Raw genomic sequence first — 25,336 nt, 5'->3', positions numbered from 1 at the left:
GAGGGACTCGGTTCCGTAGGCTTCGATAGTCACTTGGTACTAATCAGGATGATCCGCCCGCGCCTTCGCTGCTTCATTTTCAATAGCTCTGAAGATTCTTGCCAGTCGCCATATCGCGCCCAACGCCGAGCGCAAATCCGCAACCATAGCCGCATTGGTGCAGTCGCCGTTACCGTTACGTACTTGCGAATGCATGGACCGAACGATCATGATTGCCGAGTAAGGTACGCCGCCATTCATCAGCATCAAGGCGTGCGCTTATTCACAGCTACGTCTACGGAGCATGGGATGCTGCGGGCCTAAAGACGTCGGAGCCGTAGAAAATATCTTGCTGCGTTGGACTGACCACCGGGAGGAAACACAATGGCAGACATACACAATCCCAGCAGGCGCGATATACTGCTGACAGGCGGATCGCTATTCGCAATGTCGGCAATTGGCGCCGTTGCGAACACAATAGTCAGCAAGACGGCGCAAGCTCAGACTTCAGCCAAGAAACCCAACATCGTCGTCATCATGGCTGACGATGTCGGCATCTGGAATATTGGTGCCTATAATCGCGGCATGATGGCCGGACGTACCCCCAATCTCGACAAGCTCGCCGCGGAAGGGATGCTCTTCACCGACTACTATGCCGAAGCGAGTTGTACGGCCGGGCGAGCGAATTTCATCACCGGTGAGTTGCCGGTCCGCACCGGCATGACCACAGTCGGCCAGGCCGGCTCGCCCATCGGTCTGCCCGCGGAGGCACCGACGATTGCTACGGTTCTGAAGTCCATGGGCTACGCTACAGGGCAATTCGGCAAGAACCATCTCGGCGATCTCAACAAGTTCTTGCCGACCGTGCACGGCTTCGACGAGTTCTTCGGCTACCTCTATCATCTCGACGCAATGGAGGATCCGGCCCACCCTGGATATCCGCAGGAACTGCTGAACGTCGTCGGTCCACGCAACATGGTCCACTCCTGGGCTACGGATGTGGACGACCCGACGGAAATGCCGCGCTGGGGCAGAGTCGGGAAACAGAAGATCGAGGATGCGGGGACACTGTTTCCAGAGCGGATGAAGACTGTTGACGACGAAATTCGGGACCTTTCGTTCAAATTCATCGACAAGGCCAAGTCTGACGGCACCCCGTTCTTCCTCTGGCTCAACCCGACGCGCATGCATATCGTCACCCATCTTTCGGAAAAATACGAGAGCATGCGCAATTCCGAAAATGGCTGGACCATCCACGAGGCCGGGATGGCTCAACTCGACGACATTGTCGGTGCCACCATGCAGAAGATCAAGGACATCGGCGACGATGACAATACCATCGTCATATTCACCACCGACAATGGCACCGAAAACTTCACCTGGCCGGACGGCGGACAGACCCCATTTTACGGCGGCAAGGGTACGACGTTTGAAGGCGGCTTTCGCGCGCCGGCGATGATTCGCTGGCCTGGACATGTTCCAGCCGGATCGGTCGCAAACGGCCTGTTCTCCGGCCTCGACTGGTTTCCGACGCTCGTCGCGGCTGCCGGTGATCCCAACATCATTGTCGAATTGAAGGCTGGCAAGGAACTCAACGGCCAGAACTACAAGGTTCACCTCGACGGCTATGACCAGACCAGCATGATCACCGGATCGGGTAAATCCAGCCGTCATGAGATCTGGTATTTCGCCGAAAGCACACTCGGTGCCGCCCGTATCGATGATTACAAGTACACTTTCAAGGAACAGCCGGGAGGCTGGCTGGGTGACACGGTGACGTTGGGTGCACCGACCGTTGTCAACCTGCGCCTCGATCCGTTCGAGCGCACGGCATTCTTCAAAGGCGGGAATAACGGCTCGCTCGAATACTTCGAATGGTACAAATTCGAATTCTGGCGTTTCGTTCTTGTTCAGCAGAAGGTGGAGGAGCTGGCGAAGACCGCCATCGACTTCCCGCCGATGCAGGCTGGTGCCAGCTTCGGGCTCAGTGCTGTCAAGGCGCAGATTGCAGAGGCGATGAGGAAACAGGCCGGGCAGTGATTGAGCTTGCCCCTGATGATTGATGGCAGCGGCAAATTGAGGCAAATCTCATTGCCCGCTGTCATCAATATTGGGGTAGGTGGCGCCAGCCCTGCACTTTTCTCGATTCGTACTTGCCTATGAATGGCGGGGGCGTTGCCGGTATTTTGTCCACGCTATGCGTAAGCGCCGGTTTTCGTTTGGTTGTGCACTTTAATGCCAATGCCGCCAGGCTCTGGTCCTCGGACTGTAGGTGAGACAGTACCCGAGGGAGCAATAGCTCAAGGACATCGATGTGGTAAGAATATTTGCCAGTCTAGTGGCTCCCCGGGCCGGATTCGAACCAGCGACCGATCGGTTAACAGCCGATTGCTCTACCACTGAGCTACCGGGGAATAGCTGCTTATTTCGTCAGCGAAGTGGCCTATAGCAAAAGGGTTTCGCTTTTGCAAAGGACCATTTCGCTTTTTTTCGACTTATGTGCATAACAGAATGATGACATGGGGCGAAAGCGTTCCTACATCCGGCTCTGGAGATGGTTTAATCGAAAGAGAAGATTTTTGTCTGAAGACCCAGAAAACAAGGAAAGCCAAACAAATTCCACGCATCACGGCCACAAGAAGCGCCGGCACATGCGCATTTTTGGCCGCCACATACCGGTTCCGCAATCGGTGGCGATGCGTCGCACTCTTGGCGGAGCTCTGGTTGCCGGAGGTGCGCTCGGTTTCCTGCCTGTTCTCGGTTTCTGGATGGTCCCGCTCGGCCTGGTCGTCCTTTCACAGGATTCGGCGCTGGTACGGCGCAAACGCCGTCAGATCGAAGTGAAGCTCGGCCGCCGCTGGAAAAGCGGCTGGTTTGCATCGGACAAGGACAAAGGCTGAACGCTTCGGTTCGAACAAGCAACTCGTGACTGGCACGATTGTTTGCGGCTTCTCATTTTACGTATTGCGGCACAAAACAAAAACGGCTATTCGGAAGGCCGCGAGTGACGCTGTTCGGAAATGAATCTTGTCGCTTCCACAAGTAGTTAATTTCATTAGCTATTTTGACTTTGAGGCCTCGTGGCGGAGTGGTTACGCAGAGGACTGCAAATCCTTGCACCCCGGTTCGATTCCGGGCGAGGCCTCCAGTCACACATCTTACCCTACAAGTAGCTGATTTTATTGCTGAACGCCGGTTGAAGTCTCGTCAACGATGGTGCCGTGCCGCCTTTGGAAGGCAAAGGTGCGGTCTGCGGCGTACCCCCGTCCATAGCTTTCTTGACGTAAGTTCAGAAGATGTCATACTTCCGGCAATAGGCATCTTTCCTGGGGGTAGTGCCGTGCAATATGTAGGGGACAAGCTTACGAGCGCTGCTGCGCAGATTACACAACGGGAGAGGGGGCTTTCCTCATATCTCGCTCGCCGATGGTCTGTGTTCAAGACTGCTATTGTATCTGTCTATTGCAGGCTGGTTGACGCTTTATACTGAGTCCGGCCTTCCTGGCGGACGACTGCACCTACAAGTTGCATCATCGTGTGGACCGCGATCCTTGAAAAGGTGGTGGATGTTCGTTTCTGTCGAGAAAAATTTTATCTTTGTTCATGTTGCAAAGACCGGTGGTCAGGCGTTGAAGCGGGCGCTACGCCCCTATGCCGTAAAGAAAGCCTCCGGCCAATGGCGACGTCTTCTGTCGCACCTGCCTGTCGCGGAAGATGTCGACATTCAATTCGGCCCGCATGCCTCGGTGCGCTGGGCAAAGCTGAAACTGCCACGTCCTTTCTTCGAGGGGGCTTTCAAATTCGGGCTCGTGCGTAACCCCTATGATCTCGCCGTCTCGCGCTATGCTTTCGTACGCGGCCAGGACAATCACCATCGCCATAAAGATGCCCAGAAGCAGAGTTTTGCGGATTTCCTGCGCCAGGAGCGCCGCCGCGCATTGTGGCGCCCCCGCGATCAAAGCTCGATGCTGTGTGATTTCGACGGCAAGCTGCTGGTGGACCAGGTCTACCGCTTCGAGCGGATGGAAGAGGCATTCGCCGATATCATCACGCGGCTGGACCTGGACGCGTCCCCGGAACTCACCCGCAAGAATGCCAGCAAGCGCGGTGCCTATCAGGACTACTACACTCCCGTCGAGCGCAAGCTGGTCGAGCAGATCTGGAAGAGAGATCTCGAAAAATTCGAATATGAATTTTAGGGCCTGTTGAGATTCGGGCCAGGGCGATGGCCCCGATCAACGAGGCGGGCTAGCTGGACCGCCGTTCGGAATACCGGCGATAGACCCCTTTGCCGGCCTTCTTGGCGATATAGAGCGCAGCATCGCCGCACCAGAGCAGGCTCTCCGGCGTATCGCCGTCGCGTGGCGCCAGGGCAGCACCAATCGTGACGCTGATGGCCACCGGCTCGGGACCGCCGAGATCGTAGGGTTTCGACACCGATCCGATAATACGGTCGGCAACGCTGGCCACCTCGTTGGACGTCGCCTGCAACAGGACAATGGCAAATTCATCGCCGCCCATGCGATAGACAACATCATTCTTGCGCAGGCATGATTGCAGGCGATCCGCCACAAGCTTTAAAAGACTATCGCCCTCGGCGCGTCCGTATTGATCGTTGAATTTCTTGAAGCCATCGAGATCAATACAAAGAATAGCGAATTGCAAGCGATCATCGAAGTCACTCTGGGCATAGGAACCACAAAGACTATCGAGATGGTCTTCAAGTGCAGCTCTGTCCGCCAGCCCTGTCAACTCATCCTGGCTTATAGGGAAGTCATTGAATCCCTTGATCTCAATCATCTGCTTTGCATTCCTACCGTTCGCAGAACGACTCCCATCTGCAAGTATAGAATGACAGGTGCGGCCAATCTATTCAATCCCGGATTAACCCTAGGGTTAAAGGAACTTGTCGCTGCGGGTGGTGCGCAGATGCCGCATCGGAAAATTATCCGAAGGGGCATCAGCGTGCGGCGTTAGTCATTCATTGACGCTGATGGAAATTTTTGCCACATCCTTTGATAATTATCGCTTCTGGTCACGGATGGGTAACCATAAAGGCCGTAAGGTCCGGACCGGACGTCAGGAGCATGTCACGCGCTTGCAAGCGCTTTGCGTTGCGAGTGCCTTGAAGAGAGCTTGTAGACCATGACGCTGAATTTTGAGGACCTGCGGATCAAGATGGTCGACAATCAGTTGCGCACGACTGATGTGACCGACAAACCCTTGCTCCAGGCTTTTCTTGACGTGCCGCGCGAGAAGTTCGTGCCGAGCGTTCGCATGCCTCTCGCCTATATCGATGATGACGTCCTGGTTTCGGACGGCCGTTATCTGATGCAGCCTTCGCCCTTCGCCAAGATGGCACAGCTTGCCAATATTCAGCCCGAAGACGCTGTGCTCGATATCGGATGTGCCACCGGTTATTCCTCGGCGGTCCTGTCGCGCGTCGCGCGTTCGGTCGTAGCGGTCGAATGTGATGCCGATCTCGCGGAGCAGGCGGCTTCGAATCTGGCAAGCCTCGGGTTCGAGAATGTCGTCGTGGTTAATGCGCCGCTCCAGGGCGGCCACGCGTCCGGGGGCCTCTATGATGTAGTTCTAATTGAGGGTAGCGTTGATCACGTTCCTGCGTCATTATTTGATCAGTTGAAGAACGGCGGAAGACTCGTGGTTGTTGAGGGGGCGGGAAACTCTGGAAAATCAATGATTTACGTAAAAAACGACGGAATCGTTTCGGGACGCCGTGCATTCAATTCTGCGGTCAAAGCGCTTCCTGGCTTCGAAAAAATAGCCGAGTTCGAGTTCTGAGAACCGCTGCATATGAGACAAAAGTGCAACGGTCGGCCACTTTGTTTGCATTTTAGGGAATGCCGCTGTGGTCAACCCGGAAATTGATAGCTATCTAAGGCGTACTGTCGAACCGAATGGTTCGGTCGGAATATTGAGAGAATGAAGGGGTTTATAGTGTTCATAGCGGGCAAGCGATTATTAACCGCAGCGCTGTTGTCAGCCACGGTACTAACCTCTACGCCTTCGATGGCTGAGACAATATTCGGGGCAATGGAAAAGGCCTACGAGAGAAACTCCACCGTCAATGCCGACAGGGCGGGCGTCCGTGTCACCGACGAAGGTGTTGCGGTTGCAAAGTCGGCGTATCGTCCGACCATATCGGGAACCGCCGATTTGTCGTCGACCTGGCGCCGGCTGGATGGCGGTGTTCATGGACGCACGGACTCAGGGACGTTCGGCATCACCGTGAACCAGCTGCTGTTCGACGGGTTCACCACGAAGAACAATGTGGCTTCTGCAAAAACACAGGTGTTGGCCGCGCGTGAAAACCTGCGCAACAGTGAGCAGAACACGCTGTTTCAAGCCGCACAGGCATTCATGGACGTCTACCTCACCCGTCAGATCGTCATCCTGCGGCAGAAAAACCTTGAGTTCCTCGACGAACAGTTGCGCGCTGCGCGCGCACGTTTCGATGTTGGCGAGGGAACGCGTACCGACGTTGCGCAAGCCGAGGCCTCCAAAGCCTCTGCCATCGCAACGCTAGCTGCGGCGAAATCCGACGAGAAGAATGCCGAAGCGGTCTATATTCAGATCGTCGGGGCGGAGCCGGGCCGCCTCAAAGCCGCGGCGATGGCCTCGAAATCACTGCCGCGATCAATGGATCAGGCATTCAGCATCGCCGCCAACAATCATCCGGCGATCCTGGCTACACAATATGCCGTCGACGCAGCTGGATACAATGTGAAGGCGCAGGAAGGTCAGCTTCTGCCCCAGGTTGGCCTCCAGGGATCGATTACGCGCGACGAAATCTTCCAGGGCGGTTTGAGCACTAACACCAACGACTCAACATCGGCCTCCGCCGGGATCCAGATGACGATCCCGATCTATAGCGGCGGCAGGACATCCGCGCTGGTTCGCCAGTCCAAGGAAACGTTGGGACAGCGGCGCATCGAAGTTGATGTACAGCGCGATGCTGTCCGTCAGGCGATCGCCAACGGCTATTCGACCATGGAATCGGCGAAAGCGCAGATCGTTGCCCAGAGATCGGTGGTTGCGGCCGCGGAACTTGCCTTGAACGGCGTCATCGAAGAACGCAAAGTAGGCCAGCGCACGACACTCGACGTATTGAATGCCCAGGCCGATGTGCTGACCGGACAGGTCAGCCTGGCGCAGGCCGAACGTGACAGTGTCGTGGCGAGCTATGCCGTTCTCCTGGCAGTGGGGCGCCTGAACCCTGGCCAAATCGGCTTGCAGGTCGCGGAATACCATCCCGAAGAGCATTACGATGCTGTGAAGGACAAGTGGATCGGCCTGCGCACGCCCGACGGCCGCTGATCTTCATTGTCATTCGACCAGAACACACTTTGCCGTCAGGTTAGCCCCTGGCGGCAAATTGCTTTTCAGGGCTGTTTTCAGAAAAGTCTGTGGGTTAGCCTCAAACGAACTGCGCGGGGATTCTCAAACGCAGTGCAAGCCTCTACACTGGATACAGATTCGTTGCAGCGCAATGAAACAAGATGTAGTGGGCAAAAGTATCATGGCACAATCATCCAGCGTCGCCCGGGAACCCTCCATGGAGGAGATTCTCGCATCGATCCGCCGTATCATCGAGGAGAGCGATACGGGACGGCCAGATGAAGTCGTGCCGCAGCCGGTCAACTCCGATCAGCCGCCGCATGCTGCTGCTGCCGAACCCCAGCCGGCGGTTCAGTTGAGCGAAGAAGCCGAGCTGCCACCGCGCGAAGGTATCGCCGTTCCGCCAGCAGCGGCGCGGTCCTATGAGACGGCATTGGGACGCCCGCAATCGAAGGTTGCCGAGCGGGAATCTGCACGGTCAGCACCTGTGGCTCCCGCTGAACCGCAGACAAAGCCAGTCGAAGATACCATCATGCCTGCCGAAGACATTCCGGAGGGTTTTCTGGCGCCAGAACCCACCCCGGAACCGACGCCGCAACAGGACTTCGTTGCCGAGCCTGTCGAGGTTGCGCACGAAATGGATTTCGAGGAACCAGCCGAAGCCTCGCTGGCGGCGCCTGCAATCGAATCATCGGCCGATAGCGGAGATGACGGCGTGCATCTGGATCTGCAGCGCACGCTTGAACCGATCCTGTCCGAGACAGCCGAGCGCCAGGTCAGCGCTGCATTTGATGATCTCTCATTCGCGGTCAGGAGCGAACAACGGCGCTCATTCGACGAGATCGCGCAGGAAATCATGCGGCCTCTGCTGCAGGACTGGCTCGACAACAATTTACCGACCCTGGTCGAACGCCTCGTGCGCGAAGAGATCGAGCGTGTGGCGCGGGGCGGCAGGCGGTAGCGCAACAGCGGAAACCTATATTGTCGTTATCGGCCCAGGATCACTTTAAGGACTTTCGGTGATACATGCTGGCTATTTGTGGTCTCAACGTCGGAGGTCGTGATCCGGCCGCTGGCGATGCCATCAATGAGACGTTTGCAAAACACGGATGGGGCATCTTTTTCCGATACGCGCATCAAAATTGCCATGTTTGCACGCTTGTTCTGCGATTGGCGGTTGAAGTCGCTGATACATTGCGTCAGCAGCGTCCTTCTAGCGACAGGATCAGAGAGGTTCTTCTTGTAATCCATGCTCCGCATACCAGACGAGGTACAGGCGGTAATGGCCAGCGATGCCGCGAACAGTAGAATTGGATTGAGCACTTTCATCAAAAACCTCTCGGGTGAATTTCGCCCAAGTAATCGTTGCGGTTGTAGTAAGGCAATTGTCCGAAAATTGAATCTCCCGCTTTTCCTGTGATTGGGTTAACGACACGTCAGCATTGACTTATCTCCGGCCATTGGGTTTACACCGTAGCCAACCCCTTTCCGCAAATGACGGACACTTTCGCATGCTTGAGAAGACGTATGATGCCGCGGCCGTAGAGCCTGAAATCGCAAAACGCTGGGATGAGGCCGGCGCCTTCAAGGCCGGAGCCGGTTCCAAACCGGGCGCCGAGGCATTTTCTATCGTCATACCGCCGCCGAATGTGACGGGTTCGCTGCATATGGGCCATGCGCTCAACAACACGATCCAGGATATTATGGTGCGTTTCGAGCGCATGCGCGGCAAGAACGTGCTTTGGCAGCCGGGCATGGATCACGCCGGAATTGCCACGCAGATGGTTGTCGAGCGGCAGTTGATGGAGCGGCAACAGCCGGGCCGCCGGGAAATGGGCCGGGAAAAGTTCGTCGAACGGGTTTGGGAATGGAAGTCGGAGTCCGGTGGCATCATTGCCGGTCAGCTCAAGCGCCTTGGCGCATCATGCGATTGGTCGCGTGAGCGCTTCACGATGGATGAAGGCTTGTCGAAAGCCGTGCTCGAAGTTTTCGTCACGCTCTACAAGCAGGGCCTGATCTACAAGGACAAGCGACTGGTCAATTGGGATCCGAAGCTTCTGACTGCAATTTCCGACATTGAAGTCGAGTCGCGCGAAATCAGAGGCCATCTGTGGCATTTCCGTTATCCGCTCGAGAACGTGGCCTTCGACCCGGAAAACCCGCATACCTTTATCGTGGTCGCGACGACGCGTCCCGAAACCATGCTGGGCGACACGGGTGTCGCGGTTAATCCCGATGACGAGCGCTATCATGCTCTGGTTGGCAATAATGTGGTCCTGCCGCTGGTCGGGCGTCACATTCCGATCGTTGCCGATGATTATGCCGATCCGGCGGCGGGTTCCGGCGCGGTCAAGATAACGCCGGCGCATGATTTCAATGACTTCGAGGTCGGCAAGCGCAACGATTTGCGCCAAATCAATATCCTGCACACGGATGCCTCCATTTTCCTTAAGGAAAACAACGACTTTTTTGAAGACCTTGAGAAATCGAGTCTTCTCGACCAGCTGGTTCATGCGCTTGATGGCAAAGACCGGTTTGCAGCGCGCAAGCTGATCGTCAGCATGATGGACGAGCGCGGCTATCTCGAAAAAGTCGAGGATCATACGCATTCGGTTCCCCACGGGGATCGCGGCGATGTTCCGATCGAGCCCTATCTTACCGACCAGTGGTATGTGAATGCGGGCGAACTTGCCAAGCCGGCGATTGCCAGCGTGCGCGAGGGTCGTACCAACTTCGTGCCGAAGAACTGGGAAAAAACCTATTTCGAATGGATGGAAAACATCCAGCCCTGGGCCATTTCGCGCCAGCTCTGGTGGGGTCATCAGATACCTGCCTGGTACGGACCCGATGGACAGGTGTTCGTGGAGCGCACGGAAGAAGAAGCGCTGAGCGCAGCGGTCCAGCATTATCTGGCGCATGAAGGGCCTATGAAGGCCCATGTCCAGAACCTTCTGGAAAACCTCAAGCCCGGCGAGATCCTGACCCGCGACGAGGACGTGCTTGATACCTGGTTTTCTTCGGCACTCTGGCCTTTCTCCACTCTGGGCTGGCCGGACAAAACGCCTGAGCTTGCCACCTACTATCCCACAAGTGTTCTCGTCAGCGGTTTTGACATCATCTTCTTCTGGGTAGCCCGGATGATGATGATGGGCCTGCATTTCATGGGGGAGGAGCCATTCCACACCGTCTATATGCATGCGCTGGTGCGCGACAAGAACGGCGCCAAGATGTCGAAGTCGAAAGGCAACGTCATCGACCCGCTGGAACTGATCGACGAGTATGGTGCGGATGCGCTGCGTTTCACGCTTGCCATCATGGCGGCACAGGGGCGTGATGTTAAGCTCGACCCGAGCCGCATTGCCGGCTACCGCAACTTCGGCACCAAGCTGTGGAATTCCACACGCTTTGCCGAAATGAACGGCGTTGCCCGCGATCCTTCGTTCCGTCCGGAAAATGCCAAGCTCAACGTCAACCGCTGGATCCTGACCGAACTCACCAATGCTGTGCGCGATGTCACGGACGGTATTGCCGGCTACCGTTTCAACGAGGCGGCAAGCGCGGCGTATCGCTTTGTCTGGAACCAGTTCTGCGACTGGTACATCGAGCTTTTGAAGCCGGTGTTCAACGGAGAGGATGCGGAAGCCAAGGCGGAGGCGCAGGCCTGCGCTGCGCACGTACTCGACGAGATTTACAAGCTGCTGCATCCGTTCATGCCGTTCATGACCGAGGAGCTCTGGGCGCTTACAGCGGGCGAGGGCAAGAGCCGTGAGACGTTGCTGTGCCATGCGGACTGGCCGGATCCGGATTTCGTCGACGCGGAGGCGGCAGCGGACATCAACTGGCTGATCGATCTGGTCACCGGGATACGTTCGGTGCGCGCGGAGATGAACGTCCCGGCATCGGCGGTTGCGCCGCTCGTCATCATCGGCGCCAATGACGTTACGAAGGAACGGTTGCAGCGCCACGACGCCTCGATCAAATGGCGCGCACGTGTCGAAACGATTACCCTTGCGGACGATGCGCCGAAGGGCTCTGCGCAATTCGTGATCGGCGAGGCAACGGCCTCGTTGCCGCTTGGCAGCTTGATCGACGTCGATGCGGAAATCGCGCGTCTGACCAAGGAATCCGGCAAGATCGCCGATGAGAGCGAAAAGATCAGCAAAAAGCTCGGCAACGAGAAGTTCGTCGCCAACGCCAAACCGGAAATCGTGGAAGCGGAACGCGAGCGGTTGTTAGAACTTCAAGCTGCCGCCGAGAAAATCGAGACGGCCATCCGAAGGGTTCGCGAAGCAGGCTAGAGCCTGGCGCGCCGGAGCGAATCCGGCGCGCGTCCAAAGGGCTTTTACTGCGCCAAGGAAGGGTAACTTCCTCATTTCGGTCGGGTAAAAGCCCCAATTCCGTCATTTTTGGCGGCCGTTGCATTTGAGCAACAAGGGCGTTTTGGGCCCAAAATCCATCGATTTTGCCTCTAATCATTTCGGATTAGCGTGAAATTCGAGAAATTTTCGTCTCGTCCTCGCAATTTTGCGCCAATTTCCAGTTTGGGACCGTTCGTTACGCGAAACCGGTGATTTTCTGGTGATTGCGTGCACGCCGCGATTTGTTAGGTATTACGTATTGGTAACAATTTTCCTGAACTGTGTGTGATCAGGAAGTTTTTTGAGGCTTCGGGGAGGAAATTAATGTCGAGGGCTATTTCAACGATTTTGGGTGGAGCGTTGCTTCTGACAAGCGTGGCTTCCGCAGCACAGGCCGGGGGGCTGGAGCGCGCTGGCTACAATTGGGATCTGCTTTTCGACCAGGAGCGCTTTGCCACTGAAGCCGGTGTTATCTATGTGATGCCGGATCGCAAGATCAAAAACGCCGTTGACACAAACCCGGCCGACGGATTGGGGTCGAACGGTATCGGTGGCGGCGCCACGTCGACACACGAGACCCCGAACTATACGGTTCCGCGCTTCGGCACAAAGGTTGGCCTCACGCCCGACGCGGATTGCCTTGCCTCCTACAGCCAGCCTTGGGGCGTCCATACCAATCCCGGTGCGGACTGGGTGGGTGCAAACCAGAACATCGAGACCGACATCAGGAGCGATGATTACGGACTGACGTGTTCGTACAAATTTGATGTTGGCAAGGGTCAGCTCCGTGCAATCGGCGGCGTGTCCTACCAGGAGATTTCAGGTTACAAAAACCGTCTGGTCGTGGGCCCGGCCGCGTTCGGAGCGGCGGCTGCGTTGTTCGATGGTCAAGGCAAGCTCGACCTCGACGCTGACGGTTGGGGCTGGCGCATTGGCGCCGCCTACGAAATTCCGGAAATCGCCTTCCGTGCCAGCTTGATCTACAATGCCGAGATAGATCTTGGCCAGATCAACGGTACTGTCGACCTGACGGGCCTTCCGCCGATGAGGACAAATCCGTTTGCCAACAAGATCACGGACGTTTACGGCACGGCCACGCTACCGCAATCGCTCGAATTCAAACTCCAGACGGGTATCGCACCCGACTGGCTGGCATTCGGCTCGGTCAAATGGGTGGACTGGAGCGTTCTTAACGTGGTCTCGTTCTGCCCCACTTCGACCAAGGGCATTGTGAGTTGCGGACCGACATCGCCGGTGCTGCTGACGACCCTTGATCTCATGTTCCAGGATGGCTGGACGGTCGCTGCCGGTATCGGCCACAAATTCAACGACAAGTGGAGTGGATCGGCGCAGCTTAGCTGGGATCGCGGCACGTCGACCGGTCTGACCACCCAGACCGATACATATCTGCTTTCTGGCGGCGTGTCTTACGCACCCAACAAAAATGTCGAGCTTCGTTTAGGCGGCGCTGTCGGCATGCTGGCAGCTGGTTCCTATGGCCCGACGGCTTGCCCGAAGACCGGCGGCTGCGGCAACGATGTGACCTATGATTTCGGTGATGATTTCGTCGGCGCATTGTCTCTCGCAGGCAAAATCAAGTTCTAAGCCAAAGTGCGAAAATCGGAAAAGCCCGGTCAAGCGCCGGGCTTTTTCATACCCGCCGCTTCGGGTGATCAAATTTTGTGACGATTCAGCAACACTGTGGCGCGATGATCGTCCAGCCTCTGGAGAGGACAGAATTTGCCCATTTTGCGCCACAAACCCGGAGCAACTCGAAAGGGCGGCAACCTTTGATGGTTGATTACATCGAGTAACGGTACAGATGTTCCGCTTGGGGAAATGATGGACACGATACTTGTTTCATGGGCAAAAACTTCGAGCCGTAAGTTGACAAACGGCCCTTCCACGATGGTTGCGTCATCGCGCCAATCCTATGCTTTCGACACAAGTGTTTTCTTTCGTTCTGGCCCTACTATTGCCGGAAAGCGGTCAAATGTTCGCTGGAATGGCATGCGAGATTTGGCTCTCCCGTCGCTGGCTGACGCGATGACGCGCGCTGGCGGGATTTGGGCTCGAACCGTTCATATGATGCGCGGTAACGCAGCGACACTCACGGTGAGGGCAAAGGAAGACTATAGTCATGCTCATCGCTGATCGTTTTTTTGGTCCAATTGTCGGGTTTGGCCTTTTGATGAGCGCTTTGACCATGCCCTGTTTTGCCTTCGACACGCAAAACGAGGTGAAGGAAGACTCCAGCCCGTTCGCACTCTTCAAGTTTGGTTTTTCCGCCTATAAGAACGGCCACAAGGACGAAGCGGTCAAAGCACTACGTTTTGCCGCTGAAAAGGGACATCAGGGCGCCAACTGGAAACTTGCGCGCATGTATGCGGAAGGCGACGGCGTCAAGGAAGACGATTACGAAGCTTACAAGATGTTTGAGCAGGTCGTCCACGAAGGCGCCGACCAGGGCACGGAGAACGAGAGCTATGTCGCCGATGCGCTGGTTGCGTTGGCTGGTTATGTCAAGCGTGGCATCCCGAACTCGCCGATCAATTCCAACCCAAGTGCGGCGCGCGATCTTTATCTGCAGGCAGCATCGAATTTCGGCGATTCCGACGCGCAATTCGAACTCGGCAAGATGCTGATGAAAGGCGAGGGCGGACAAGCCAGCCCCAACCAGGCCGCACGCTGGTTCCGTCTATCGGCGCAAAAAGGCAATGCCGGCGCGCAGGCCATGCTCGGCAATTTGCTGTTTCAGGCGGGCAAGACCGTGCGCGGCCTCGCGATGATGACTGCGGCTCTGGAACACGCCAACAAGCAGGACAAAGCCTGGATACGGGACGTGCAGGAGCAGGCGTTTTCCATATCAGACGAGGCCGCCCGCCGCACCGCGATGGTGCTCGCAGAGGACATCGTCAAGACCGGCGATTTCTAACGCAATCCTGGATCGGGTCACGGCGAATATGCCGGCCAGACCTGTCAATTCACCGAAGGTCCAAATCGTCATAAAATCCTGGCTTATCAGGCGATGAAAATCGCAACCGGCACATGATCCGACGGCTTTTCCCAGGCGCGGACATGTTTTTCGATGCTGGCGGATTCCAGCATGTTCGCGGCTTCCGGTGATAGCATCAGGTGATCGATGCGGATGCCGTTGTTCTTCTGCCAGGCACCCGCCTGATAATCCCAGAATGTATAGACGTCACCTTTGTCGGTAACGCTGCGAACTGCATCGGTGAAGCCCAGGTTTTCGAGCCGTCGGAAAGATTGGCGTGTCGCCGGCTGGAACAGGGCATCATTGACCCAGGCCTCCGGCACCTTTGCGTCGATAGGCTCGGGGATGACATTATAGTCGCCGGCCAGAATAAGAGGCTCTTCAAGGGCCAGCCGTTCCTCCGCCCAGCTTTCCAGCCGTGCCATCCAGCCTATCTTGTAGGGGAATTTCTCGGTATTGATGGGATTGCCGTTGGGCAGATAGAGCGAAACGACGCGAAGCGGGCCCTTTTCGGTGGAGAACACCGCCTCTATGAAGCGCGCATGATCATCGGCATCGTCGCCAGGGAGACCGCGATTGAGCTCGTCGGGGGACTGTTTCGATAAAATGGCAACGCCGTTGAAGCCCTTCTGGCCATTCGTCTCGACATGATAGCCCAACGCTTCCAGTTCGAAGCGCGGAAAACCTTCATCGACGGACTTGATCTCCTGCAGGCAGACAATGTCTGGATTGGACTCCTGCAGCCACGTCGTCAGCACCTCGATACGGGCTTTGACGCCGTTTATGTTCCAGGTAACGATTTTCATGGGTTTGCGCTCTGGTTGCAACGGCGGCAAGGTGATGTCAGACGGAGAAGCTTGTCCCGCACCCACAGGAAGAGGTCGCGTTTGGATTGCGAATCTGGAACGACTGACCCATCAGATCGTCCACGAAGTCAATCTCCGAACCGCCGATATAGGGCAGGGATATCTGATCGATCAACACCTTGGCACCCAGTTTTTCGATGACGATATCATCGGCATCCTGCGCGTCGACCAGATCGTACTTATAGGAAAAGCCCGAGCAGCCGCCGCCCTCGACGGAAATGCGCAAGGCGGTCTTTTCCGGATCGGACTGCAGAATCGCCGAGATGCGCTTTGCAGCGGCGTCGGAGACAGAAACACTTAGCACTTCGGTCATTCTTTATGGTTCCTTCGCGGATTGCTCCGCCACGCTCAACAAAGCATTGACATTGTAATGTCACGCCTTGCCGTTCATCATACACCATAGCTAAGAATTGGCGACTGTGAAGTCAACGTTGTCAGCAGTCGGAAGATGGGAAGGCACATATTTCAATCATGTCCATGCAGGGTATCGGTTTCGGTTACAGGGAGAGGGCGCCATACGCCTGTGATCCCGAGAAAAGCCGTGGACGGCTGGTGCCTGAAAGCGAAAGCCCGACACGCACCGTGTTCCAACGTGATCGCGATCGCATCATTCATTCAACGGCCTTCCGGCGGCTGAAGCACAAGACGCAGGTCTTCATCGCCCACGAGGGCGATCATTATCGCACGCGGCTGACGCATACAATTGAAGTGGCGCAGATCGCGCGGGCGCTCGCGCGGTCTATGCGGCTCGACGAGGATCTCGCCGAAGCAATCGCCCTGGTCCATGATTTTGGACATACGCCGTTTGGCCATACAGGCGAGGATGCGCTCAACGAGAAAATGCATGACTTCGGCGGCTTCGACCATAACGCGCAATCATTGCGCATCGTGACAAATCTCGAAAAGCGTTATGCCGAGTTTGACGGGCTGAACCTGACCTGGGAAACGCTGGAAGGGCTGGTCAAACACAATGGTCCGCTGACGGATGCTCACGGCGCGGGGCTAAAGCACCCGGTGCCGACTGCAATCATTGCATACAACGCGCAGCATGACCTCGAACTTGCTCGCTTTGCTTCGCTAGAGGCCCAATGTGCGGCAATTGCGGATGATATCGCTTATAACGCCCATGACATAGATGATGGGTTGCGCTCGGGCCTGCTTACGCTCGACGCGCTCGAAGCCGTACCGATAATTGGCGATATTCTGCGCGCCGTGCGGCAGAAATATCCAACCCTTGATGACGTGCGCACGTCGCACGAGATCGTTCGAAGGCAAATCACGATCATGGTCGAAGACGTGATAAGCGCGGCGCAGGCCAATCTCGAAACGGTTAGGCCGCAAACGGTCGACGACATTCACGCTGCCGGGCGAATGATCGTTGGATTTTCGGCGCCCCTGCGCGAGCAGGAAAAGACGCTCAAGGCGTTTCTCTACAAGAACCTCTATTTCCACGACAGCGTGGTGCGCGTGCGCAAATCCGCTGACAGAATTGTGAGAGAGTTGTTTGATGCCTATCTTGCAGACGCCCAATGTATGCCGGAGGGCTGGCGCGAGAGCGAGAAACAGGGCGATCTGGCCGCGCGCGCAAGGCTGGTAGCGGATTTTTTGGCAGGGATGACCGATACATATGCTGTGCGGGAACACCGACGGTTGTTTGACCATACGCCCGAATTGGCTTAAGGGCAGGGCCAATTGCGGTAGAACGACCGCTCAATTTTATAAACCCCGAATGAGTATGACGTCATGAACATCTTCGCCGATTTCGACGCGCGGATTAAGAACGCCCTGCAAGCGCTTGATTTAAAAACTACAGATGGTGCTGCCGTGGATCTGTCGCGGGTCGGTGTCGAGCCGCCGCGCGATCCCAGCCATGGCGATATTGCAACAAATGCGGCGATGGTGCTCTCCAAGGCTGTCGGCCAAAACCCGCGGGAACTTGCTGTCAGAATCGGAGATGCGCTGAAGAATGATCCCGATGTCGGCTCCGTCGATGTGGCGGGTCCGGGTTTCATCAACCTGCGGCTCAAGGACAGCTATTGGCACCGGCAACTTGCCGTAATGTTGGGCGCCGGGCTCGATTATGGCCGGTCAAAGCTCGGTTACGGCCACCGGGTCAATGTCGAATATGTGTCGGCCAATCCGACCGGTCCCATGCATGTCGGTCATTGCCGGGGTGCGGTGGTCGGCGATGCGCTTGCCAACCTGCTCAAGTTTGCCGGTTACAACGTTGCCAAGGAATATTACATCAATGATGCAGGCGCGCAGATCGATGTGCTGGCAAGTTCTGTGATGTTGCGGTACCGCGAGGCGCTCGGGGAGCCGATCGGCGATATTCCTGCGGGGCTCTATCCTGGCGACTATCTCGTGCCCGTGGGGCAGGCGCTGGCCGCCGACTACGGTACCAAGCTTCTGGAGATGCCGGAAGATGAGGCGATGGCCATCGTCAAGGACCGGACGATCGATGCGATGATGGCGATGATCCGCGATGACCTCGCCTCCCTCAACGTCCATCACGACGTGTTCTTCTCCGAGCGCACGCTGCATGCGAACAATGCCAAGCTGATCCGGTCTGCCATCAACGACCTGACGCTGAAGGGGCATGTTTACAAGGGCAAACTGCCGCCGCCCAAGGGCCAATTGCCGGAAGATTGGGAAGATCGGGAGCAAACGCTGTTCCGGTCGACCGATGTTGGCGATGACATTGACCGGCCGCTGGTCAAATCGGACGGCCAGTTCACCTATTTCGCGGCTGACGTTGCCTATTTCAAGGACAAGTACGACCGGCACTTCGATGAGATGATCTATGTGCTCGGCGCCGATCACGGCGGCTATATCAAGCGGCTGGAATCCCTGGCGCGCGCCGTTTCCGGCGGAACGGCAAAGCTGACGGTATTGATCTGCCAGCTCGTCAAGCTCTATCGCAACGGCGAACCGATTCGGATGTCGAAACGGTCAGGCGAGTTCGTCACCTTGCGTGATGTGGTCGAAGAAGTGGGCCGGGATCCTGTGCGGTTCATGATGCTGTACCGGAAGAACGACGCCCCGCTGGATTTCGACTTCGCCAAAGTCACCGAACATTCCAAGGACAATCCCGTCTTCTACGTTCAGTATGCTTCGGCCAGATGCCATTCGGTTTTCCGGCAGGCGATCGAACAGCTGGGGATCGGCGAAATCCAGTTGGCGGCGAGTGCACAACACTTCGGTTTGCTGACGGATGAGAGCGAAATCGCGCTCATCCGCAAGCTTGCGGAATACCCGCGGCTGATCGAAACAGCGGCTTTGCATCAGGAGCCGCACAGGCTCGCTTTCTACCTCTACGACCTTGCAAGTTCGCTTCATACGCAGTGGAATAAGGGAACCGAAAACCCGGACTTACGTTTTATTAAGGTTAACGATCCAGACTTGTCCCAAGCCAGGCTAGGGCTGGTGCAGGTTGTTTCGAAGGTCTTGACGTCCGGATTGTCAATAATAGGTGCGGACGCCCCGACTGAAATGCGTTAATATACGCTGAAAAGCGTAGCAATCCTGTCAACTTTTGCCCACATTGCGCTGGTAAGGCCAATGCGTGACGTTTTCGGACGTCCCACAGTTGAGAGTACAGGATTAACGCCATGGCGGACAACAATATTCAGCGTTCTCACCGGCAGGATGATTCGCGATCAGGTCATAACGACCCTCTTATGGAACTTTCCCGTATCATGGGAACGGTCGAAGAGGAAGGGTCGTATAACAGATCCAACGATGATTTTGCTATGGACCTCGAACGCGAACTGATGGGAGGCTTTGATGAACCAGCCGCGCCTCAGTCCGCTGACAATGATGCCGAAGACGATCATCTTGCCGCTCAGGATTTTCAGGAATCCATCGAGCGCGAGTTGGCTGCGGAACCACCTCACATTGATGAAGCCGCCCCCGAATCCATAGCCGCCTATGAAGAGCCGGATTACGCCGATTACGAGCCGGACCCGGTTTACGTGGACAGCGAAGCGGGCGAGGGTGTCGGTGTTGCCGGTTCCCATTACGAAGAGCGCCCTGTGCTCGCAGCGCCATCACTCAGTCTCGAGGATGAGCTCGAAACCTTGCTTGCAGGATCGGCGCAGCCAGCCGTGCAGCGTTCGGCAAATGCTTCGTGGGGCTATGGATCGCAGACACAGGTTCCGGGACGAACAGAAATTGCCCCATCGATCAGCCGCACAACATCATACCAGCAGCCGTCCCAAGTGGCGGAAACAGTCGTCCATGAGGTTCCCCAGCCGGAGCCTGTAGCTTACGAAGCTGCCGAAGAAGAGCAGGTTCAGGATGCTGAGATCGAGGATTTCGATACCGACGAATTGATGGCGGCACTCGATGATTTCGACGTAACGACGGATCAAGACGAGGATAGCGAGCCGGTTGCGGAAACAGCACCGGTATTCCCGCTTTATCAAAACCTGGAACAACCCTCGACGCCAATTCGTGAACAGATCGAAGTGCCCGTTGCCATGCCTGTTGCCAGCGCACCGCGATTGCCCGAGGTTCATGAACTCACCGATTATGCCGACGAGCTCGATCGGGCTGCGTCGGCAATTACTGCAGCACCGGATGTCGACACGGTGGCGGTTACTGAAAATCGCGTTGATTATACCGAGTCGCTCGATCTTCCTGCCGTGAACTATGAGGACGACGTTCCGCAGCACAATGGACTGAACGAACTTGATAATGAATTTTCCGAGGTATTCGGTTCGATCGAAGCGGACGATTCACGGAGCGCGCATGTCGCGGCGGAGATTCCTGCCCCGCAGGAGCCCGAGAAGGACGAATACGCAGATATTTTTGCAGACGTATTCGGGAACGAGGCAGATCAGAACAAATACACTTCGGCAGGCTATGCAGCGGCGGCCGGCGCTGCCGCCATGGGCGCTGCAAGCTCACAACAACGCCGGGCAACCCCGGCCTATGGTCCAGAGGAGGATCTGGACTTTGGCTATGATCCTCGCCAGGACAATGTCGATATAGCCGCCACTCCCTACGGGCAAAAGGAATCACCCGCGCGTCGCCGCAGCAACCTGTTTGTTCCCGGCGTGGCAGCGGCTGTTGTCTTGCTCGCGGTCGCCGGGGCCGTTGCCTATAAATGGACTGGCGGTTCGAGTGGCGAACCTGTCGTCATCATGGCAGACAAGACGCCGATCAAGGTCCAGCCAGAAACCGCCAGCACCGCCGTAGTGCCAAATCAGGACAAAGCGGTTTACGACAAGAGCGCGACGGCCGCCCCGGAAGCGCCGAAGCAGGATCAGCTTGTAACCACACGGGAGGATCCTATCGATCTTCCAGCTGACGAGGACGGAGGCGCATCCGTCACGGATATGCTCGCCACCGATGCGCCACCAGCCGATGGTCCGGCCGCGGGTGACAAGGTGGAGGCGCGTGTTGATCCTGCCACCGCAGACGATACTGCCGACGCTGCTCCGGCGGAACGCAACAGTGCGATTGCACCGCGCAAAGTGCAGACTATGGTCGTCAAACCGGATGGCACGATGGTCGCCTCCATTCCAGAACCGGCTGATCCGGTGAGTGCTGGCCCTGCCGCTGCCCCGGCTGACCGTCCCGCAGCTCCACTCGATGCAAATGCATCCGCGGCGCCGGCAACGACTGGCGACGACGAAATTGGCGCATTGATGCAGGACGCTCCGGCGGCCGCGCCTGTGCAGACTGCTGCACCGGCACCGGAAGCACCAGCTGCAACGGCAGCGGCGAAACCGGCTCCGGCGGCCGGCAAGCTGCCTCCGAAGCCCGTCGCGACCAAGAAGATCACTCCTGAAACGGTTGCTTCCGTTACGCCGAGGAATATTCCGGTGGTTGAATCGCGTCCGGCAGATCAACCGATCGATATTGTCGATCGCGTTCCGCCAAAGAATGCAGCGGGCCAGCAGGTCGCTTCCGCAGCTCCCGCCGCGGGGAGCTATCTGATCCAGATTGCCTCGCAACCGAATGTCGAGGGTGCGCAGAAGACCTATGCTTCGCTCTCCCAGAAGTATGCGGGTGTGATCGGCGGTCGCGGTGTCGATATCAAGCAGGCGGAGATTGCCGGCAAGGGCACATTCTTCCGTGTTCGTATTCCGGCTGGCTCCAAGAGCGATGCGAACGCCCTGTGCGCCAAATATAAGACTGCAGGCGGCAGCTGCTTCGTCACGCAGTAAAAACCCGCGCATCTCTTTGAAAAGGCTCTGTCATCGGCGGAGCCTTTTTTGATTGCGCAAGTGTGCAATCGACTGATAGCTTGATGGCATATTGTTTGCCTTTCAGGCTCGTAGAATTTTATTTAGCTGATTGTAAAACCCAACAGATGGGATTATATTTTATAGTCGTTATCCATCGTGCGTACGGTTTTCGTTTTGTCATCTACACCGTCGACCACGAGCCAGCACATATCCATATTACCGGGGCGGGGCAGGCTAAGATCAATCTGGACGGTTTCGGCGGTGCACCCGAATTGGTTTACAGTATCGATATCAAGCGCTCCGACATGAAACGGCTGATGGCGGAGGTTTGCGAGCGCCGTGATGAATTCATACGGGAATGGGAGCGTATCCATGGCAGGCTTGACTGACGCGCAGTTCGATCTGGCAAATGCCAGGGGACAAGAAGCACTTATGATGGAACCTCGGGCGGCGCTGGCTCAGTATGACAGTGCAACCCGACGCGTGGTGTTAGATCTTATGAATGGATGCAGCTATGCATTTCCATTCCATTTCGTGCAGGATCTGCAGAATGCGAGTGATGAGGACCTCGCTGACATCCGGGTCGATGGGGCTGGCCTGAACTTGCACTGGCCAAAGCTGGACGTTGATCTATATGTGCCTGCTCTTGTGTCAGGCATCTTCGGTACACGGGCTTGGATGACCCGGGAGCTTGCTCGCGTGGCGGGCAAGGCCGTTTCACCCGCGAAGTCGGCTGCAGCCAGGGCGAATGGTGCAAAGGGTGGGCGTCCGCGAAAAACGGCTGGCGGCTGATCTTGCTAAAGCTTTCGCAAATGTTCAGCGAGGCCTGTGCGATAGCCGGTGATTTGAAGTAGACTCCCACTATGAGCGAATCAAAAGCATGGATTGCCGGGACGACCGGTTTGAAACTGACCTCAGACGAAATCGCATTCTTTCGCGATGAGCGGCCGTGGGGTTTTATTCTTTTTGCCCGCAACGTCAGCGAGCCGGCACAGATCGAAGACCTGTGCGCGCATTTGCGTGATCTGGTGGACCGCGACGATGCGCTGGTGCTGATCGACCAGGAAGGCGGGCGCGTGCAGCGCCTGCGACCGCCGCTCGTTCCGGATTATCCCTCAGGGTCGCAGCTCGGTGCGCTTTACCGGGAAAATGAGGAACTCGGATTGCGCTCCGCATGGCTCCTGTCGCGCCTGCATGCATTTGATCTCCTCAAACTCGGCATCAATGTCGATTGCCTGCCGGTGCTCGATGTTCCCGTGGAAGGGGCCAATGACGTTATCGGAACGCGGGCCTATGGCAGGCATCCTGAGATCGTGACGGCCATGGGCCGAGCCGCCGCAGACGGCCTGCTTGCAGGCGGCATGCTGCCAGTCATGAAGCACATACCGGGGCACGGCCGCGCCTTTGCCGACACGCATCACGAATTGCCAACGGTCGCGACGCCGCTTGAGGAGCTTGCCGAACATGATTTCGCGCCGTTCCGGGCGTTGGCTGACCTGCCGATGGCGATGAGTGCGCATGTGATCTTTTCGGCCGTCGACCCGAAGAACCCGGCGACGACGTCTGGCAAGGTGGTCGAAGAGATCATTCGGGACTATATAGGTTTCGACGGGCTGCTGATGAGCGACGATGTCTCCATGAACGCACTTTCTGGGGATTATTTCGACCGGACCAAAGCAATCTTTGCGGCCGGGCTTGATATCGTGCTTCATTGCCACGGCATCATGGATCAGATGAAGGCGGTCGCGGCTTGCACCCCGGAGCTCGAAGGCAAGGCGTTCGAGCGGGCGCAGCGCGCAATCGAGTATCGAAAAGTACCGGATACCTCCAACGAGGAAGAGCTCCGGGAAGAATTCCAGCGTACTTTCGAGGCGGTGGCATAGAAACGAGAACGTTTTGGTAGCGAGCGAGCAAAAGACAAATAGCACTGGCACGGCACCCATGGATTCATTGTGGGAAAGCCAAGTCGATCGCGCTGCCAGCGAACCATCGCTTGTTATTGATATCAAGGGGTTCGAAGGCCCACTTGATCTGTTGCTACATTTGGCGCGCAATCAACGCGTCGATCTTGCCCGCATTTCCGTGCTTGCGCTGGTCGAGCAGTATTTGATCTTCATCCGGCAGGCGCAGGCGTTGCGGCTCGAGCTTGCCGCCGACTATCTCGTCATGGCGGCGTGGCTTACCTACCTCAAATCCAAGCTTCTGATCCCCAAGGCGCCTGGCGACGAAGGCGAAAGCGGCGAGGAATTGGCGGCGACGCTGCAATTCCGGCTGAAGCGGCTGGAAGCGATGCGCGATGCGGCAACGAAGCTCATCAACCGTAACCGGCTTGGCCGCGATGTCTTTGCCCGCGGCATGCCCGAGGCTGTGATCGTCGATCAAACCAACGCCTATGCGGCGACGCTCTACGAGCTTTTGACCGCCTACGCCTCGCAGCGGCAAAAGCGGGCCACTTCGCATGTGCAGATCGCGCGGCGTACGGTTTGGTCGCTGAAGGATGCGCGCGAAATCCTGATGCGGCTTGTAGGTGAGATGAAGGACTGGACGGCGCTTGACCATTACCTGATGGAGTTTATCTTTTCGCCTGCGGAACGGGCGACCGCCATGGCCAGTTCTTTTGCCGCCAGCCTCGAAATGGTCAGGGAAGGGCATCTGGAAATCCGCCAGACCGGCGCGTTCAACCCGATCTATCTGCGCAACAGGCTTGATAGGCAGACCGAGCCGCTGAAGGATGTGGCAAATGGCTGATAGCATTCAAAACATCGATGATGACGAGGTCGACTTGCCTGCTGGCAATTGGAACTCTGCGGTTTCGCTTTCCGATGCGCTGCGTATGGCCGAGGCCATATTGTTTGCATCGGCAGAGCCCGTAACGGAAAAGGCGCTGCGTGAGCGTTTGCCATCCGGCGTCGACGTGGCTGCGCTGCTTGGCGAACTGCAGGAGATCTATTCAAAGCGCGGCATCAATCTGCGGCAGACCGGCGGCGCATGGGCATTCCGCACGGCTGCCGATCTCGCTTTCCTGATGAACCGTGAGGCGGTTCAGCAAAAAAAGCTGTCGCGTGCAGCCCTCGAGGTCCTTGCAATCATCGCCTATCATCAGCCGGTGACACGCGCCGAGCTTGAAGATATTCGCGGTGTCGAGACTTCGAAAGGCACGCTCGATGTGCTGATGGAAGCCGGCTGGATCAAGTTTCGTGGGCGCCGGCGCACCCCCGGCCGGCCCATTACCTACGGGACTACTGCTTCATTCCTCGACCATTTCGGCCTCCAGGAAGTGCGCGATCTGCCGGGGATTGACGAATTGCGCGGTGCAGGTCTGCTTTCGACGCGTATGCCGACGAATTTTGCTATTCCTATCCCGGTCAATGATCCGGATGAACTGACCGAGGATGAAGATCCGTTGACGGATATCGACCTCGAGGAACTCGGTCTTTTGACACCCCGCATCGACCATGATTGAGACAAGCTTTCGGTTATAATCGCTTGCCAACAGCAAAATTCGTGACGCAGAGTTCACTTCGGACTTGCGCTGCGTTTACATGAATGTGAAAGAGCAGAAGAGACTTGTGTTTGAAAAGC

The 25,336-nt window shown here is 56.8% G+C and carries 21 protein-coding genes and 2 tRNA genes; 18 read left to right on the top strand and 5 right to left on the bottom strand.

Annotated elements, in window-relative coordinates:
• Positions 1-363: 363 nt before the first annotated feature.
• Positions 364-2,019, top strand: a complete 1,656-nt coding sequence (locus tag J2X72_RS06430) for an arylsulfatase (RefSeq protein ID WP_310069826.1) — start codon at positions 364-366, stop codon at positions 2,017-2,019.
• A 299-nt stretch (positions 2,020-2,318) separates the two neighbouring features.
• On the opposite strand, the gene J2X72_RS06425 is transcribed toward J2X72_RS06430, so the two are convergent.
• Positions 2,319-2,393 (bottom strand) — tRNA-Asn (locus tag J2X72_RS06425).
• Positions 2,394-2,630: 237 nt separating this feature from the next.
• Here J2X72_RS06425 and J2X72_RS06420 point away from each other — a divergent pair.
• The 3 genes from J2X72_RS06420 to J2X72_RS06410 all read left to right on the top strand — a co-directional run bounded on the left by J2X72_RS06420 (position 2,631) and on the right by J2X72_RS06410 (position 4,178).
• Complete coding sequence (locus J2X72_RS06420; protein WP_112530278.1) at positions 2,631-2,879, top strand: hypothetical protein; 249 nt, start codon at positions 2,631-2,633, stop codon at positions 2,877-2,879.
• Positions 2,880-3,053: 174 nt separating this feature from the next.
• Positions 3,054-3,127: transfer RNA gene (locus J2X72_RS06415), tRNA-Cys, on the top strand.
• Between the two features lie 418 nt (positions 3,128-3,545).
• Positions 3,546-4,178, top strand: a complete 633-nt coding sequence (locus J2X72_RS06410; protein WP_210001423.1) for a sulfotransferase family 2 domain-containing protein — start codon at positions 3,546-3,548, stop codon at positions 4,176-4,178.
• Between the two features lie 49 nt (positions 4,179-4,227).
• On the opposite strand, the gene J2X72_RS06405 is transcribed toward J2X72_RS06410, so the two are convergent.
• A complete protein-coding gene (locus J2X72_RS06405) occupies positions 4,228-4,779 on the bottom strand; it encodes a GGDEF domain-containing protein (RefSeq protein ID WP_310069823.1) in 552 nt (183 codons plus the stop codon).
• Between the two features lie 345 nt (positions 4,780-5,124).
• On the opposite strand from J2X72_RS06405, the gene J2X72_RS06400 reads away from it, so the two are divergent.
• The 3 genes from J2X72_RS06400 to J2X72_RS06390 all read left to right on the top strand — a co-directional run bounded on the left by J2X72_RS06400 (position 5,125) and on the right by J2X72_RS06390 (position 8,299).
• Positions 5,125-5,781, top strand: coding sequence for a protein-L-isoaspartate O-methyltransferase (locus J2X72_RS06400; protein ID WP_310069820.1), 657 nt, complete (start codon positions 5,125-5,127; stop codon positions 5,779-5,781).
• 141 nt (positions 5,782-5,922) lie between these two features.
• Entirely contained in the window at positions 5,923-7,317 is a 1,395-nt protein-coding gene (locus J2X72_RS06395; protein WP_210001427.1) for a TolC family outer membrane protein, read from the top strand.
• Positions 7,318-7,519: 202 nt separating this feature from the next.
• Entirely contained in the window at positions 7,520-8,299 is a 780-nt protein-coding gene (locus tag J2X72_RS06390) for a DUF2497 domain-containing protein (protein WP_310069817.1), read from the top strand.
• A 26-nt stretch (positions 8,300-8,325) separates the two neighbouring features.
• Here the strand turns inward: J2X72_RS06390 and J2X72_RS06385 are convergent, their stop codons facing one another.
• Complete coding sequence (locus J2X72_RS06385) at positions 8,326-8,667, bottom strand: hypothetical protein (protein WP_310069814.1); 342 nt, start codon at positions 8,665-8,667, stop codon at positions 8,326-8,328.
• A 182-nt stretch (positions 8,668-8,849) separates the two neighbouring features.
• Here J2X72_RS06385 and J2X72_RS06380 point away from each other — a divergent pair, with 182 nt between their 5' ends.
• From J2X72_RS06380 to J2X72_RS06370, 3 genes are all read left to right on the top strand, one after another.
• Positions 8,850-11,636 carry a valine--tRNA ligase gene (locus J2X72_RS06380; RefSeq protein ID WP_310069810.1) on the top strand — a complete coding sequence of 929 codons (2,787 nt, stop codon included), beginning with the start codon at positions 8,850-8,852 and terminating at the stop codon, positions 11,634-11,636.
• A 384-nt stretch (positions 11,637-12,020) separates the two neighbouring features.
• Positions 12,021-13,301, top strand: a complete 1,281-nt coding sequence (locus tag J2X72_RS06375) for an OmpP1/FadL family transporter (RefSeq protein ID WP_310069806.1) — start codon at positions 12,021-12,023, stop codon at positions 13,299-13,301.
• Positions 13,302-13,836: 535 nt separating this feature from the next.
• Positions 13,837-14,631 carry a tetratricopeptide repeat protein gene (locus J2X72_RS06370; RefSeq protein ID WP_405044657.1) on the top strand — a complete coding sequence of 265 codons (795 nt, stop codon included), beginning with the start codon at positions 13,837-13,839 and terminating at the stop codon, positions 14,629-14,631.
• 86 nt (positions 14,632-14,717) lie between these two features.
• Here the strand turns inward: J2X72_RS06370 and xth are convergent, their stop codons facing one another.
• On the bottom strand, positions 14,718-15,497 hold the full coding sequence (gene xth / locus J2X72_RS06365) for an exodeoxyribonuclease III (protein ID WP_310069803.1): 780 nt from the start codon (positions 15,495-15,497) through the stop codon (positions 14,718-14,720).
• 37 nt (positions 15,498-15,534) lie between these two features.
• Entirely contained in the window at positions 15,535-15,870 is a 336-nt protein-coding gene (gene erpA / locus J2X72_RS06360) for an iron-sulfur cluster insertion protein ErpA (protein WP_405044656.1), read from the bottom strand.
• Positions 15,871-16,028: 158 nt separating this feature from the next.
• On the opposite strand from erpA, the gene J2X72_RS06355 reads away from it, so the two are divergent.
• The 8 genes from J2X72_RS06355 (at position 16,029) to scpB (ending at position 25,217) form a co-directional block, all read left to right on the top strand.
• Complete coding sequence (locus J2X72_RS06355; protein ID WP_310069801.1) at positions 16,029-17,237, top strand: deoxyguanosinetriphosphate triphosphohydrolase; 1,209 nt, start codon at positions 16,029-16,031, stop codon at positions 17,235-17,237.
• Between the two features lie 63 nt (positions 17,238-17,300).
• Positions 17,301-19,058 carry an arginine--tRNA ligase gene (gene argS, locus J2X72_RS06350; protein WP_210001450.1) on the top strand — a complete coding sequence of 586 codons (1,758 nt, stop codon included), beginning with the start codon at positions 17,301-17,303 and terminating at the stop codon, positions 19,056-19,058.
• A 110-nt stretch (positions 19,059-19,168) separates the two neighbouring features.
• Positions 19,169-21,733: an SPOR domain-containing protein gene (locus J2X72_RS06345; RefSeq protein WP_310069798.1), complete on the top strand. Its 2,565-nt coding sequence runs from the start codon at positions 19,169-19,171 to the stop codon at positions 21,731-21,733.
• 146 nt (positions 21,734-21,879) lie between these two features.
• Complete coding sequence (locus J2X72_RS06340; RefSeq protein WP_310069796.1) at positions 21,880-22,143, top strand: DUF4160 domain-containing protein; 264 nt, start codon at positions 21,880-21,882, stop codon at positions 22,141-22,143.
• The gene (locus J2X72_RS06335) at positions 22,127-22,546 is read left to right on the top strand and encodes a DUF2442 domain-containing protein (RefSeq protein ID WP_210001475.1); all 420 of its coding nucleotides are present in this window, start codon (positions 22,127-22,129) and stop codon (positions 22,544-22,546) included. The genes J2X72_RS06340 and J2X72_RS06335 overlap by 17 nt, the downstream gene beginning before the upstream one ends.
• 71 nt (positions 22,547-22,617) lie before the next feature.
• The gene (nagZ, locus tag J2X72_RS06330) at positions 22,618-23,637 is read left to right on the top strand and encodes a beta-N-acetylhexosaminidase (protein WP_310069792.1); all 1,020 of its coding nucleotides are present in this window, start codon (positions 22,618-22,620) and stop codon (positions 23,635-23,637) included.
• A 58-nt stretch (positions 23,638-23,695) separates the two neighbouring features.
• Positions 23,696-24,502 carry a ScpA family protein gene (locus J2X72_RS06325; RefSeq protein WP_310069790.1) on the top strand — a complete coding sequence of 269 codons (807 nt, stop codon included), beginning with the start codon at positions 23,696-23,698 and terminating at the stop codon, positions 24,500-24,502.
• On the top strand, positions 24,495-25,217 hold the full coding sequence (gene scpB / locus J2X72_RS06320) for an SMC-Scp complex subunit ScpB (protein WP_310069787.1): 723 nt from the start codon (positions 24,495-24,497) through the stop codon (positions 25,215-25,217). Before J2X72_RS06325 ends, scpB begins: the two co-directional genes overlap by 8 nt.
• The last annotated feature ends 119 nt before the right edge of the window (positions 25,218-25,336 follow it).

Source organism: Phyllobacterium sp. 1468, assembly GCF_031455525.1.
Lineage (GTDB): Bacteria > Pseudomonadota > Alphaproteobacteria > Rhizobiales > Rhizobiaceae > Phyllobacterium.
Note: the sequence above shows the minus strand (reverse complement) of the source record. Positions and strands in the feature narration are given on the sequence as shown.

Bases quoted from the DNA above. Each gene is read 5' to 3' on its own strand.
- J2X72_RS06355 (WP_310069801.1), top strand. From the start codon at position 16,029: ATGTCCATGCAGGGTATCGGTTTCGGTTACAGGGAGAGGGCGCCATAC.
- J2X72_RS06325 (WP_310069790.1), top strand. From the start codon at position 23,696: ATGGATTCATTGTGGGAAAGCCAAGTCGATCGCGCTGCCAGCGAACCA.
- J2X72_RS06345 (WP_310069798.1), top strand. From the start codon at position 19,169: ATGGCGGACAACAATATTCAGCGTTCTCACCGGCAGGATGATTCGCGA.
- erpA (WP_405044656.1), bottom strand. From the start codon at position 15,870: ATGACCGAAGTGCTAAGTGTTTCTGTCTCCGACGCCGCTGCAAAGCGC.
- nagZ (WP_310069792.1), top strand. From the start codon at position 22,618: ATGAGCGAATCAAAAGCATGGATTGCCGGGACGACCGGTTTGAAACTG.
- J2X72_RS06340 (WP_310069796.1), top strand. From the start codon at position 21,880: ATGGGATTATATTTTATAGTCGTTATCCATCGTGCGTACGGTTTTCGT.
- J2X72_RS06420 (WP_112530278.1), top strand. From the start codon at position 2,631: ATGCGCATTTTTGGCCGCCACATACCGGTTCCGCAATCGGTGGCGATG.
- argS (WP_210001450.1), top strand. From the start codon at position 17,301: ATGAACATCTTCGCCGATTTCGACGCGCGGATTAAGAACGCCCTGCAA.
- J2X72_RS06385 (WP_310069814.1), bottom strand. From the start codon at position 8,667: ATGAAAGTGCTCAATCCAATTCTACTGTTCGCGGCATCGCTGGCCATT.
- J2X72_RS06395 (WP_210001427.1), top strand. From the start codon at position 5,923: ATGAAGGGGTTTATAGTGTTCATAGCGGGCAAGCGATTATTAACCGCA.
- J2X72_RS06390 (WP_310069817.1), top strand. From the start codon at position 7,520: ATGGCACAATCATCCAGCGTCGCCCGGGAACCCTCCATGGAGGAGATT.
- J2X72_RS06375 (WP_310069806.1), top strand. From the start codon at position 12,021: ATGTCGAGGGCTATTTCAACGATTTTGGGTGGAGCGTTGCTTCTGACA.
- J2X72_RS06405 (WP_310069823.1), bottom strand. From the start codon at position 4,779: ATGATTGAGATCAAGGGATTCAATGACTTCCCTATAAGCCAGGATGAG.
- J2X72_RS06380 (WP_310069810.1), top strand. From the start codon at position 8,850: ATGCTTGAGAAGACGTATGATGCCGCGGCCGTAGAGCCTGAAATCGCA.
- scpB (WP_310069787.1), top strand. From the start codon at position 24,495: ATGGCTGATAGCATTCAAAACATCGATGATGACGAGGTCGACTTGCCT.
- J2X72_RS06410 (WP_210001423.1), top strand. From the start codon at position 3,546: ATGTTCGTTTCTGTCGAGAAAAATTTTATCTTTGTTCATGTTGCAAAG.
- J2X72_RS06335 (WP_210001475.1), top strand. From the start codon at position 22,127: ATGGCAGGCTTGACTGACGCGCAGTTCGATCTGGCAAATGCCAGGGGA.
- J2X72_RS06430 (WP_310069826.1), top strand. From the start codon at position 364: ATGGCAGACATACACAATCCCAGCAGGCGCGATATACTGCTGACAGGC.
- J2X72_RS06400 (WP_310069820.1), top strand. From the start codon at position 5,125: ATGACGCTGAATTTTGAGGACCTGCGGATCAAGATGGTCGACAATCAG.
- xth (WP_310069803.1), bottom strand. From the start codon at position 15,497: ATGAAAATCGTTACCTGGAACATAAACGGCGTCAAAGCCCGTATCGAG.
- J2X72_RS06370 (WP_405044657.1), top strand. From the start codon at position 13,837: ATGCTCATCGCTGATCGTTTTTTTGGTCCAATTGTCGGGTTTGGCCTT.